This is a genomic window from Neoaquamicrobium microcysteis (assembly GCF_008180155.1).
In the GTDB taxonomy this organism is placed as follows: Bacteria; Pseudomonadota; Alphaproteobacteria; order Rhizobiales; family Rhizobiaceae; genus Aerobium; species Aerobium microcysteis.
Window position 1 is genome coordinate 111,867 of record NZ_VSZS01000068.1, and the last position, 12,673, is coordinate 124,539.

General features: G+C 64.5%; 12 protein-coding genes. 8 read left to right on the forward strand and 4 right to left on the reverse strand.

From position 1 onward, the window contains the following. Positions 1 to 56 precede the first annotated feature (56 nt). On the forward strand, positions 57 to 464 hold the full coding sequence (locus FY036_RS21420; protein ID WP_148916814.1) for a hypothetical protein: 408 nt from the start codon (positions 57 to 59) through the stop codon (positions 462 to 464). 26 nt (positions 465 to 490) lie between these two features. Here FY036_RS21420 and FY036_RS21425 read toward each other — a convergent pair whose 3' ends face one another. After that, complete coding sequence (locus FY036_RS21425; RefSeq protein ID WP_148916815.1) at positions 491 to 2,074, reverse strand: trimethylamine methyltransferase family protein; 1,584 nt, start codon at positions 2,072 to 2,074, stop codon at positions 491 to 493. Between the two features lie 257 nt (positions 2,075 to 2,331). After that, positions 2,332 to 3,828, reverse strand: a complete 1,497-nt coding sequence (pdxR, locus tag FY036_RS21430) for a MocR-like pyridoxine biosynthesis transcription factor PdxR (protein WP_148916816.1) — start codon at positions 3,826 to 3,828, stop codon at positions 2,332 to 2,334. Positions 3,829 to 4,050: 222 nt separating this feature from the next. Here pdxR and pgi point away from each other — a divergent pair, with 222 nt between their 5' ends. Both pgi and FY036_RS21440 read left to right on the forward strand, forming a co-directional pair. Then, a complete protein-coding gene (pgi, locus tag FY036_RS21435; protein ID WP_148916817.1) occupies positions 4,051 to 5,688 on the forward strand; it encodes a glucose-6-phosphate isomerase in 1,638 nt (545 codons plus the stop codon). 13 nt (positions 5,689 to 5,701) lie between these two features. Next, on the forward strand, positions 5,702 to 6,412 hold the full coding sequence (locus FY036_RS21440) for an HAD family hydrolase (protein ID WP_148916818.1): 711 nt from the start codon (positions 5,702 to 5,704) through the stop codon (positions 6,410 to 6,412). A 46-nt stretch (positions 6,413 to 6,458) separates the two neighbouring features. Here FY036_RS21440 and paaG read toward each other — a convergent pair whose 3' ends face one another. Beyond that, a complete protein-coding gene (gene paaG / locus FY036_RS21445; RefSeq protein ID WP_148916819.1) occupies positions 6,459 to 7,256 on the reverse strand; it encodes a 2-(1,2-epoxy-1,2-dihydrophenyl)acetyl-CoA isomerase PaaG in 798 nt (265 codons plus the stop codon). Between the two features lie 31 nt (positions 7,257 to 7,287). Next, entirely contained in the window at positions 7,288 to 8,436 is a 1,149-nt protein-coding gene (apbC, locus tag FY036_RS21450) for an iron-sulfur cluster carrier protein ApbC (protein ID WP_148916820.1), read from the reverse strand. A gap of 192 nt (positions 8,437 to 8,628) precedes the next feature. Between apbC and FY036_RS21455 the strand changes: the two genes are divergently transcribed. The 5 genes from FY036_RS21455 (at position 8,629) to FY036_RS21475 (ending at position 12,664) form a co-directional block, all read left to right on the forward strand. After that, on the forward strand, positions 8,629 to 9,114 hold the full coding sequence (locus FY036_RS21455) for a VOC family protein (RefSeq protein WP_148916821.1): 486 nt from the start codon (positions 8,629 to 8,631) through the stop codon (positions 9,112 to 9,114). A 30-nt stretch (positions 9,115 to 9,144) separates the two neighbouring features. After that, positions 9,145 to 9,561, forward strand: a complete 417-nt coding sequence (locus FY036_RS21460; protein WP_148916822.1) for a VOC family protein — start codon at positions 9,145 to 9,147, stop codon at positions 9,559 to 9,561. A 38-nt stretch (positions 9,562 to 9,599) separates the two neighbouring features. Next, positions 9,600 to 10,499, forward strand: coding sequence for a LysR family transcriptional regulator (locus tag FY036_RS21465; protein WP_148916823.1), 900 nt, complete (start codon positions 9,600 to 9,602; stop codon positions 10,497 to 10,499). Positions 10,500 to 10,637: 138 nt separating this feature from the next. Further along, positions 10,638 to 11,111, forward strand: a complete 474-nt coding sequence (locus FY036_RS21470) for a formate dehydrogenase subunit gamma (protein WP_148917143.1) — start codon at positions 10,638 to 10,640, stop codon at positions 11,109 to 11,111. After that, the gene (locus FY036_RS21475; RefSeq protein WP_148916824.1) at positions 11,108 to 12,664 is read left to right on the forward strand and encodes a formate dehydrogenase beta subunit; all 1,557 of its coding nucleotides are present in this window, start codon (positions 11,108 to 11,110) and stop codon (positions 12,662 to 12,664) included. Before FY036_RS21470 ends, FY036_RS21475 begins: the two co-directional genes overlap by 4 nt. Positions 12,665 to 12,673 lie beyond the last annotated feature (9 nt).

Below are 12,673 nucleotides of genomic sequence, written 5' to 3' on the forward strand. Positions count from 1 at the left end.
CAAGGTTGCGTGCCGGGCGCGCCTCGACCATGGTCGCAGCAGAATGGAAGGCAGGTATGACAAGGCGCAACTCATCACTCGGCTTCTTCGGCATGTTCGGCCGCTCCAGCGACCTACGCCATCTCGACAAGGCGTTGCGCGCGGTCGACCTACACCCCGCGCTGGTGCCCGAGGGCGTCAAGTTGACCATCGTCAATCTGATGAAGGACGCGTGGCCGGATCGTGAGCCGCCCGAGGATGCCTACCTGCCTCTGGCGGGCCTGTTCGCCTATTGCGTGGCCGGGCGCGACGCGTTCCTGCACGTGAATGGGGAAGCACGGCTTGCCGATGTCGAAACCCGGATCGAGCGCGCGCTGGATGCCGATGAAAGCCTCGACGCGCAGGTCGTTCTGCTGGCGCTGCATGCCAGGCTCATCAACCCGGAAGTGGTGGAGCGGTTCGCGCTGAGCGCCGACGGGGAGTGACGCGCCGAAAAGCGGTGCGATAACAGCTATCCCCAGCCCATCGCCTTTTTCGGGAGGTGGATGTTTGCATGGCGGGCGCGGAGCGCATCGTCCACGTCACGCGGGACGTGGCGGGGAAAATGGCTTTCCAGGATGCGGCGCTTTTCGGCGATGGCGCGCTGAAGGATGTCCGGCCTGCCCTTCTCGTTCCATTCCTTGGGGCTGAAGCGATCGGCAATAGCGGGATAGAAATACTCCGTCTGCATCAGTCGCAGCGTCTGCTCGTGACCGAGATAGTGCCCCGGTCCGTTGAGGCAGACATCGGTGATCGCCTCGATCGACAGAGCCGCGTCCGAGACCTCGATGCCGCGAACGCAGCGCAAGCATTGGCCGATCATGTCATTGTCGATGATGAGGCTTTCGAGGCAGAAGCCCAGCAGCGAGGCGTGCATGCCGGCGGATTCGTAGATCAGGTTCAGCCCTGAAAGCCCGGCCATCACGTCGGTGATGCCCTTTTCGTAGCCGGACTGTATGTCGGGCAGCTTGGAATCTGCCATCCCGGCCGCCGAGCCGCCTGGCAGGTCGTAGTACTGCGCCATCTGCGCGCAAGCCGCCGTGAGCAGCGCCTGCTCGCCCGAACCGCCCGACATCGCGCCGGTGCGCAGGTCGGAGACGAAGGGCCATGTGCCGAATATGCAGGGATGGCCGGGCTTGAGCGCGTTGACGTAGACCAGTCCCGCCAGCACCTCGGCCACAGCCTGCACCACCGCACCGGCGATCGCAGCCGGCGCGGTTGCGCCCGCCTGGCCTGCCGACAGAAGCAGGATGGGGATGCCACCTTCCACGCAGGCTTCGAGCACGCCGCAGGCATCCTCCGCGAACTTCATTGGCGGCACAACGAAGCAGTTGGAGTTGGACACGAATGGCCGGGCGCGGAAATTCTCCTCCCCGCCGGCGATCGCGTAAAGCATGTCCAGCGCAGGAGCGACGTTCTCGCGGACCGTGAAAGATGTACCGACGTGCTTCGTCGTGCCGGTGACGCAGGCGTAGAGCGTATTGAGGTCGAGGTCGGCCGGATCGACCATGTCGCGCGGCACCATCGGCCGCTGGAAGAAGTGGATGTTGTCCATCCGGTCGACTATGCGCGCGGCATCGTAGATGTCCTGAAGCAGCGACTCGCGGTATTCGCGCTTTTCGACATCCACCACATGCACCGCTGCACCCGCCGTGCCGTAGTGAACGCGCCGGCCCTGCACGACCATGTCGTGCTTCGGATCCTGCCCATGGAGGGTGAAATGCCGTGCGGCGCTCCTGATCGTTTCGAGCACGAGGGCGCGGGGGAAGCGGATCCGGCCATCTTCCCCGTAATGGGCACCGGCGCGTTTCAGAGCCTCGACGCAGGAAGGGATGGCGTTGGCGAAGCCAACCGTCTCCAGAACCGTCAGTACCGCTTCGTGAATGCGCTCTATGTCGTTTTCGGCGAGGGGTCGGTATCGCCCACCTTCAAGCCCGGGCCTCACCGGCCTGATATCCTCCGCCAGCGGCGCCGCGCGCATGGCGCGCCGCGCATCGCGACCGCCCGCCCGCCTCGAAGAAGCGGGCGCCTGTGGTTCATCGACCGTGACCGGCATGACAGTTCCCCAACCGACACTCTGCCAGTGGCGCGGCTTCTGCGAGCCGCCTGCACCATCTGACAGCACCGACTATGTCGCTGTCGTGGGGCAGTTGGATTGGGCCAGCGCTTTCAACGAAGATGAGCCAGTGCTGATATTTGGGGTAGGGTCGGAGATCGGTTAGAACTCCATAGCCGCAGCTCTACGCCTCCTCTCAAGAGAGACAACCCGGCTTACACAATCGTAAGGGAGCCGGCTCGTCTCCCAAGGAGGAACTACGCTGCCGCAGGTCTCCGCCCGGCTGCCGTTGCCAGTTCGCGCACTCCGGGCTCGATATGCTGAAGCGCGATGGACGAGATGCCGAGCCGCAGGAAGCGGCCGTTCTTTTCCGGTCGGTCGAAGAAGCGTGCGCCGGGCTCGATCAGCACGCCGCGCGCGGCGGCCACCTGGGCCAATGCGGCGCCATCGGCACCGGGTGGCCCCTCCAGCCAGACCGACGTGCCGCCGAGCGTATCGGCCGAGCGCCATTCGGGCAGGAAAGCGTCGATAGCCTGAGAAAGCCGCTTGCGGCGCTCTGTGAAAGCGGCGGAAAGCTTGCGCACCAACGCCTCGTGATGACCTAGCGACAGGAACAGGGCGACCGCGCGCTGGTTGTTGGCCGGCGGGTGGCGCAGCATGAAGCGTCGCAGGGCCCGCAGCTCGGCGATGAGCCCCGCCGACGCGACGATGTAGCCAAGCCGCAGCCCCGGCGCGAGCGTCTTGGATAGCGAGCCGACATAGACCACGCGGCCCGAGCGATCCATGCCGCGCAGCGCCTGCTGGGGCGCGTCATCGACGAGTTGGCTGTCGTAGCCGTCCTCGATGATGATGCGGTCATGCGCCTCGGCGTCAGCCAGCAGCTGGCGGCGGCGCGCCTCGCTGAGCGACACCATGGTGGGGCAATGGTGATTGGGCGTGACAAAGACGAAATTGGTGTCGCCCGGGATGGCGCCAACATCAATGCCGTCGCGATCGACCCTGACGGGAGCGACCTCCGCGCCAGCGAGCCTGAAGATGGAGCGGGCGTCGGGATAGCCCGGATCTTCCATGGCGACTTTGGAACCCTTGCCCATCAACAGCGTCGCCAGCATGTAAAGCGCGTTCTGCGCGCCGAGCGTAACGATGATCTCGTCGGGGTTGGCGAAGATGCCGCGACGCGGCAGCAGGCGCGCCTGTATCTGCTCGATCAACAACGGATCGTCGCGGTCGACCATGTCGGCCGCCCAGTTTCGGATCTCCAGCACGGCCAGCGCCATGCGGTTGCACTCACGCCATTCGGCCGTGGGAAACAACGCAGGGTCGAACTGGCCGTAGACGAACGGGTAGGACGACTTGATCCAGTTTTCCTGCTTGGTCGGCTCCGGCATCTCGGAGGCGGCGATGCGGCGACGCGCCTTCCAGTCTATTGTGTCCTGCGGCTCGCGGTTCGCCGCCTCGCGCATGCGGCCGGGCGTGGCGAGGACCTCGGGATTGACGAAATGACCCCGCCGCTCGCGCGCTATCAGAAAGCCCTGGTCGACCAACTGCTGGAACGCCAGAACGACCGTGCCGCGCGCGACGCCCAGCTTCTCGGCGAGGATGCGGCAAGAAGGCAGCGGCATCGAAGCCGCGATCTGACGATCGAGGATCGCCGCCACGATCGCCTGCCTGATCTGGGCCTGAAGGGTCTGGCCGGATTCCGCTGAAATCCTGAACAGGCCGGACCATATCGCCGGATCGGTTCTCGTAGGCATGGCGTCGCTCCCGGATGCACGAGACTCGGCAGTCTCTGGCGCAACGCATTCAAGACTGGTCCAATGGCTTGCGCCAATGAAATTAATTGATCGTACCAATTTGTGCCACTGATGGATCGGCCCTTGGGCCATTTGCAGCTTGAACCCGCGGGCCGCTGCGTCTTATGAATCCCCCGCGCCGGCAAGACCGGCCAAAGCAAGCCAGCGACGGCGGAGACAGACATGGAAAGACCCGGTTTCGACGCCGCGCTCAGTGCGCTGAAGGCCCACCGCGAAGCGCTGATGCCATTCGATATGCGAAAGGCGTTCGCATCCGAGCCGGACCGGTTCAAGGCTTTCTCGCTGAGGCTGGACGATCTGCTCTTCGACTTCTCCAAATGTGCGCTGACCTCCGAGACCGTCTCGCTGCTGGAGGCGCTTGCACGGACCGCCGGCGTGGAGCGACGCCGTGAGGCGATGCTGTCGGGCGAGAAGATCAACGCGACCGAAAACCGGGCGGTGCTACATACCGCCCTGCGCAACCCCGCCGACCGGCCCGTGATCGCCGACGGCAGGGACGTGATGGGCGAGGTGCACGCCGTGCTCGACGCAATGGCGACCTTTGCCGACGGTGTGCGCTCCGGCGCGATCAAGGGAGCGACGGGCCAGAAGATCACCGACATCGTCAATATCGGCATCGGCGGTTCCGACCTCGGCCCCGCCATGGCGACGCTGGCGCTCGCGCCGTATCATGACGGCCCGCGGGCGCACTATGTCTCCAACGTCGACGGGGCGCACATCGCCGATACACTGAAGGCGCTGGATCCCGCGACGACGCTTTTCATCATCGCATCCAAGACCTTCACGACTATCGAGACGATGACCAATGCCGATACCGCGCGACGCTGGATCGCCGGGACGCTGGGCGACGATGCGGTGTCGTCGCATTTTGCAGCCGTATCGACGGCGCTCGACAAGGTCGCGGCTTTCGGCATTCCACAGGATCGCGTCTTCGGCTTCTGGGACTGGGTCGGCGGGCGCTATTCGCTTTGGTCAGCCATCGGCCTGCCGGTGATGATCGCGGTGGGGCCTGAGAATTTCCGCGCTTTCCTGGCCGGGGCCCACGAGATGGACGAGCATTTTGCAACGGCTCCGATGTTGCAGAACCTGCCTCTCATGCTGGGCCTCGTCGGATACTGGCATCGGGTCGCCTGCGGCTATCCGGCCCGTGCGGTCATCCCCTACGATCAGAGGCTTTCGCGCCTGCCGGCCTATCTCCAGCAGCTCGACATGGAATCGAACGGCAAGGGCGTGACCATCGACGGCGAGCCGGTCGCCACCCCCACCGGCCCGCTGGTCTGGGGCGAGCCGGGCACCAACGGTCAGCACGCGTTCTTCCAGTTGCTGCACCAGGGCACAGACGTGATCCCGGTCGAGTTTCTGGTTGCGGCCCAGGGGCACGAGCCGGAACTGAGCCACCACCACGACCTTCTGGTGGCCAACTGCTTCGCGCAGTCGGAAGCACTGATGAAGGGTCGAACGCTGGAAGAGGCGCGGACGCAGATGCTTGCCAAGGGCATGGCCGCAGAAGACGTGGAGGCGATCGCGCCGCACCGGGTCTTCAGCGGCAACCGGCCGTCAGTAACGCTGCTCTACAGGACGCTCGACCCGTTCACACTGGGCCGGCTGGTCGCGCTTTACGAGCACCGCGTGTTCGTCGAGGCACAGCTCTTCGGCATCAACGCATTCGACCAGTGGGGCGTGGAACTGGGCAAGGAGCTTGCCACAGGTCTTCTGCCTGTCGTTGAAGGCAAGCAGGATGCCGCAGGCCGGGACGCGTCGACGGCCGGGCTCGTGCGACACATGCGCGGCCTCAAGTAGCGGAGCGAGCAGGTTGGCCGACATCAAGGGCATTTTGTTCGACAAGGACGGCACGCTTGTCGATTTTCATGCAACGTGGTTCGCAATCGGCGACATTCTGGCGCTCCGGGCCGCCAATGGCGACCGCGAGCAGGCCAACGACCTGCTTGACGTGGCGGGCTTCGATTTCGAGGCACACAGGTTTCGGCCGGATTCGATCTTCGCGGCAGGAACCAACGCCGACATCGTGGCGCTCTGGTATCCGCACTTGGCAAACGGCCCGCGGCAGGCGCTGATCGACGAGTTCGACCGGTTCACGACGGAGGAAGGAGCCGCGAAGCCCGTGGTGCTGGCCGGCTGCATCGACGCTCTCAAATCGCTGCACGCCACCGGGTTGAGGCTGGGCGTAGCGACTAACGATTCCACCGGTGGGGCCGAACGCACGCTACTGGCACTGGGGGTCGCGCAGATGTTCGACGCAGCCTACGGGTACGACGCCGTGGCAAACCCCAAGCCGGCACCGGACACTGTCTACGCCTTCTGCGACCTGACCGGGCTCAAGCCGACGCAGCTCGCCATGGTCGGTGATAATCGCCATGACCTCGAAATGGCGAGGGCCGGCGGCGTAGGGCTTGCGGTGGGCGTACTGTCGGGCACTGGCACGCGCGATTCACTTTCGCAACTGGCAGACGTGGTGCTGGATTCAATCGCGGACCTGCCCGGCTATCTCGCAGCCCAAGCGTAGAGCGAGGTCTGGCACCGGGCGCACGAGCGGCGAGATAGACGAGAGGTCAGCCGCTCTTGCGGCCACGATAGTTCGCCGGGCGCTTTTGCAGGAAGGCTGCGACGCCTTCCTTGTAGTCGTCCGACCAGCCTGCCTCGCGCTGAAGCGCACGCTCGACTTCGAGCTGTTCTTCCAGCGAGTTGCCCGAAGCGGCGTGGATCGCCTGCTTGGTGAGCGCAAAGGCGCGCGTCGGACCGTTGGCGAAGCTTTCGGCGAGCGCCGTCGCCTCGGCCATCAGGGCGTCGTCGTCCACAGCCTTCCAGATAAGCCCCCAGCTGGCGGCGTCTTCGGCCGGAAGCGGGTGGGCTGTCATGGCAAGCGCCTTGGCGCGCGCCTCGCCCAGATGCTTCGTCAGCCAGTAGGTGCCGCCGGCATCGGGGATGAGACCTATTTTCGAGAACGCCTGTATGAACTTGGCGGACTTTGCCGCGAGCACGATATCGCAGGCGAAGGCGATGTTGGCGCCCGCGCCCGCCGCCACGCCGTTGACTGCGCAGATGACCGGCATCTGCAGCCCGCGCAGCCTGCGCACCAGCGGGTTGTAATAGGTCTCGAGCGTCATTCCCAGATCGGGGCTGTCACCGAGGATGGTGGGGTCGCGGTCGGCAAGGTCCTGACCGGCACAAAAGCCTCGCCCCGCCCCGGTCAGCACAATCGCGCCGCAATCCTGATCGGCCTCGCAGGAGTCGATGGCGGCACGCAACGCGAGATGCTGCGCTTCGTTGAACGCATTGAGCCGCTCGGGCCGGTTGAGCGTAATGATGCTGTACCCGTCACGGCGTTCGTGAATGACGACGTCGTTCAAACTTCCCTCCCCGGAACCAACAACTGCCTGATTATTCGAAAACGATCGCCGGCGCGGCCGGCTGCGCAGTAGCCTGAACCCTCAACTGCTCCCAGACCTTCTCGGCAATGGCGCGGTAGACCTGCGCCTGGGCGCCTTGCGGATCGGAAACGACGACGGGCGTGCCGGCATCGGAGGATTCGCGCACATCCATAGTCAAGGGCACCTCGCCCAGGAACGGCACACCGATGCGTTCGGCCTCGCGCCTTGCACCGCCATGGCCGAAGATGTCGTAGCGCGCGCCCGTGTCGGGAGCGAGGAAGTAGCTCATGTTTTCGACGATGCCGAGCAGCGGTACGTCGACCTTCCTGAACATGTTGATGCCCTTGCGTGCATCGATGAGGGCGAGGTCCTGCGGCGTCGAGACGATAACCGCGCCGGCCAGAGGCACCTGCTGCGCCATGGTAAGCTGCGCGTCGCCGGTGCCGGGCGGCATGTCAACCACCAGCACGTCGAGCGTGCCCCATTCGACCTCGCGCAGCATCTGCGACAGCGCGGACATCACCATCGGGCCGCGCCAGATCATCGGCGTCTCCTCGTCGACGAGGAAGCCCATCGACATGACCTTGAGGCCATAGTTCTGCATCGGCCTGAGCACCTTGCCATCCACCGTTTCCGGCCGGCCGGAGATGCCCAGCAGACGTGGCATGGAAGGGCCATAGATGTCTGCATCGAGCACGCCGACCTTGAGCCCGTTGGCGGCAAGGCCGAGCGCGAGGTTGGCCGCCGTGGTGGACTTGCCAACGCCGCCCTTGCCGGACGCCACCGCGATGATGGCGCGCACGCCCGGAACGCCTGCCTTGCCCTGCTGGCGACTGGCAGGCGCGGGAGCCGGAGCAGGCGTCGGGCGCGGCGGGGCGGGACGCGGCGGAGCCGCCTCCATGCCGCCGCCCTTCTTCTCGGCGGTGAGCGCGACCACAGCACCCTCGACGCCCGGTATCGACTTCACGGCGCGCTCTGCAGCCGCGCGTAGCGGCTCAAGCGCCTGTGCACGGTCCGACGGCACCGTAACGGAGAAGAAAACCTTTCCGTTGGCGATGAAGATGTCGGACACAAGGCCGAGCGAAACGATATCGCCCTCGAAATCGGGGCCCTTGATCGTCTTCAGCTTCTCTATGACGGCTTCCTTGGTGACGGCCATGGTGCTTCTTCCGCTTTTTTTATGTGCAGTCCAGATAATGCAGTTCAGATCGCGGGCCAAGGGCGCGCGTCACCCTCGTCGCAATGTCGCCGCCGAAATGGCGAATATTTTTCCTGCCCTGTCGGCACGGGCGTGCTTGCCACGTCCTTGCGTCATCAGCCCCCAAGGGCGCGACGAAGGAAGGAGTAATTCATGCAGAAGCTCACGACATGGCTCTGGTTCGAGAACCAGGCGGAAGAGGCCGCGCGCTACTACGCCTCGGTATTTCGCAACGCCAAAATGGGCGAGGTCGTCCACGCACCGGGCGGCGGCGAACCCTACACGACCGAAGGCCAGGTGCTGACGGCGGAGTTCGTCATCGAGGGGCACCACTTCTTCTGCCTCAACGGCGGGCCGCACCCTGAAGCCAAGCCCAATGACGCCGTATCTTTCCATATCCTGTGCGCCGACCAGGCCGAGGTGGACGAGTACTGGAACAAGCTGGCCGCAGATGGCGGCCGAGAGGTGCAATGCGGCTGGGTGAAGGACAGATACGGGTTCTCATGGCAGATCGTGCCGGAAATTCTCGAACGCGTCATGGCCGGGCCTGATCGCGAAGCAGCCAAGCGCGTTACCGCGGCCATGATGAAGATGGTCAAGCTCGATGTCGCAGAACTGGAAAAGGCTGCCCGCGGCTGAGCCGCGACGCCGGAACAAGGAGACACGACGATGCACTTCATTCCCTATCTGTCCTTCGACGGAAACTGCCGCGAGGCATTCGATTTCTACGCAAAAGTGCTCGATGGTGAGATCAAAGGCATCGTCACCAACGGCGAGACGCCGATGGCGGGCGAGTTTTCGGCCGACGAGCAGGACAAGGTGATGAACGCCTATCTGGTGGCTGAAGGCGCGGAGCTGATGGGAGCCGACGCGCCTTCGCACCATCCCTACTCGAAGCCGACCGGCTTCACGATATCGATCCAGCTCGACGACGATGCCCGGGCGGAGCGGATATTTGCCGCGCTGGCGGAAGGCGGCGACATACAGATGCCGATGGAAGGCACCTTCTGGGCAAGGAAGTTCGGAATGCTCGTCGACCGCTACGGCGTCCCCTGGATGGTCAACTCGGGCATGATCGAGCAATAGGCGTAGCGCGCGGACGCTGGCCGCGATAGCGTTCGGGCATGATCGACAAGCTCGAATTCTTCATCGCTCTGGCGCGGGCGCAGCATTTCGGAAAGGCGGCCGAGGAGCTGGGCATTACACAGCCCACGCTTTCGGCCGCCGTGAAGCAGCTGGAAGACCAGTTGGGCGTGATGTTGGTGCAGCGCGGCTCGCGCTTTCAGGGCCTGACGCCGGAGGGCGAGCAGGTGCTGAGCTGGGCACGCCGCATCACCGGCGACGCGCGCACGATGAAGGAAGAGATGCGGGCTGCACGGCACGGCCTTGCCGGCCGGCTCAAGATCGCTGCCATCCCGACAGCGCTGGCGATGACGCCGCTGCTGACCACACCGTTTCGAGCCAGGCACCCCGGCGTAACTTTCACGATCCTGTCGCGCACATCCATCGAGGTGCTGTCGCTGCTCGGCAACTACGACATCGACGCCGGCATCACCTATCTCGACAACGAGCCTCTCGGCCGCGTCGTCTCCGTGCCGCTCTATGCCGAGCGCTACCAACTCATCACGGCAGCGGGAAACCCGCTGTCGGAACGCGACAAGGTATCTTGGGCGGAGGTGGCCGCACTGCCGCTGTGCCTGCTGACGCCAGACATGCAGAACCGGCGCATCATCGACCAGCATCTGGCGGAAGCCGGCGCAAGCGCGCGACCGACGCTGGAAAGCAACTCTATGATCGTGCTGTTCTCGCACATCCGCACAGGCAAGTGGTCGTCGATAATGCCGCTCAATCTCGCCGAGACGTTCGGCTTTGCCGAGCCAATCCGGGCCATCCCGATCGTCGAGCCGGACGCCAGCCATATCGTCGGGCTTGTCGCTGCCAAGCGCGAGCCGCACACACCGCTGGTGGCGGCGCTTCTGGAAGAGGCGATGACGCTGGCAGGCGATTTCGCGCGGCGCGGCTGATCCATCATCCGATCGGGTCACAATTGATAGAAAACTTCTATCAAGCAACGGAACAGCTTTATTGATCCTGCCGGTTTCCTCTGTTTTCATAGACACTTAGCAAGTTTCGACTGGTTAAAGGGAGGGCGCTGCACGATGATGCAGCCGCAAGGTACCCAAACCGAGGCGCAGGTCGCCGCGATCATCGATGAGTTCAAGGCTCTCGAAGGGCCGTTGCTGCCCATTTTGCATGGCATTCAGGAAGAGTTCGGCTACGTGCCGCAGGAGGCGCTGCCGGTGATTGCCGGTGCGCTCAACCTGTCGAATGCCGAGGTGCACGGCGTCGTCACCTTCTATCACGACTATCGCAGCAAACCCGCGGGCCGGCACGTGCTGAAACTCTGCCAGGCGGAAGCCTGCCAGTCGATGGGTTCCGATGCCGTTGCAGCACAGGTGAAGACCGCGCTGGGCATCGGCTTTCATGAGACGGCAGGCGACGGATCGGTGACGCTGGAGCCGGTATACTGCCTTGGCCTCTGCGCCTGCGCGCCCGCTGCGATGCTCGACGGCGAGGTTATCGGACGCGTCGATGCCGATGCCGTGGCAGAGATTGTGCGGGAGGTACGGACGTGACCGCCATCATCTACGTACCGACCGATTCAGGTGCACTGGCGCTTGGCGCCGACAAGGTGGCGAATTCAATCGCATCCGAGCTTGAGACGCGCGGGGTTGAGGCCAGAATCGTGCGCAACGGGTCGCGCGGGATGTACTGGCTGGAGCCGATGGTCGAGGTTGCGACTGAAAGCGGTCGCGTCGCGTATGGCCCGGTGAAGGCGGCGGATGTGCTGTCGCTTTTCGATGCGGAGTTTCTTTCGGGCGGCAACCACCGGCTTTCGCTGGGCGATCCTGAGCGGATACCGTTTCTCGCACGCCAGACACGCCTGACATTCGCGCGCTGTGGCAAAACCGATCCCCTGTCGCTCGACGACTATCGAGCCCATGGCGGTCTCACCGGGCTCGAAAAGGCCGCAGCGATGACGCCCGCCGACATCGTAAAGACCGTGACGGATTCCGGCCTTCGCGGGCGTGGTGGCGCTGGCTTCCCGACCGGCATCAAGTGGAACACGGTGCTGGGCGCGGTAGCCGACCGCAAATACATCGTCTGCAACGCCGACGAGGGCGATTCTGCCACCTTCGCCGACCGCATGATCATGGAGGGCGACCCCTTCGTCTTGATCGAAGGCATGGCGATCGCCGGCCTGGCTACGGGCGCGACCAAGGGGTTCGTCTATATCCGCTCCGAATATCCACACGCGATCCGCATGATGGAAAAGGCGGTGCAGGTCGCCCGGCGCGCAGGCGTGCTGGGCCCTGCGGTGATGGGCTCGCCCAACGCCTTCGACATTGAAATTCGTGCCGGCGCGGGCGCGTATGTCTGCGGCGAGGAAACCTCACTGCTCAATTCGCTGGAAGGAAAGCGCGGCGTGGTGCGCGCCAAGCCGCCGCTGCCGGCCATTCAGGGCCTGTTTGGCAAGCCGACGGTCATCAACAACGTTATCTCGCTGGCTTCGGTGCCTGTTATTCTGGACAAGGGTGCGGAGTACTACCGCGATTTCGGCATGGGCCGCTCACGCGGCACCATCCCGATCCAGATCGCCGGCAACGTGAAGCATGGCGGGCTTTTCGAGGCCGCGTTCGGCATGACGCTGGGCGAGATCGTGGACGAGATCGGCGGCGGCACGGCGACCGGCCGTGAGATCAAGGCGGTTCAGGTGGGCGGGCCGCTCGGCGCATATTTCCCGCGCGCGCTGTTCGACACGCCGTTCGACTATGAAGCTTTCGCAGCCAAGGACGGGCTGATCGGCCATGCCGGCATAACCGTCTTCGACGAGACCGCCGACATGCTCAAGCAGGCGCGGTTCGCGATGGAGTTCTGCGCCATCGAGAGTTGCGGCAAGTGCACGCCCTGCCGTATCGGCTCCACACGAGGCGTCGAGACGCTCGACAAGGTGGCGGCAGGCGTCGAACCGGAGAAGAACCTCGCGCTCGTTACAGACCTCTGCAACACGATGAAATTCGGTTCACTCTGCGCGTTGGGGGGCTTCACGCCCTACCCGGTCATGAGCGCCATCAATCATTTCCCGGATGACTTCGCGCCGCGTGCCGTCGCAGAAGCGGCAGAATAGGAGAACCGC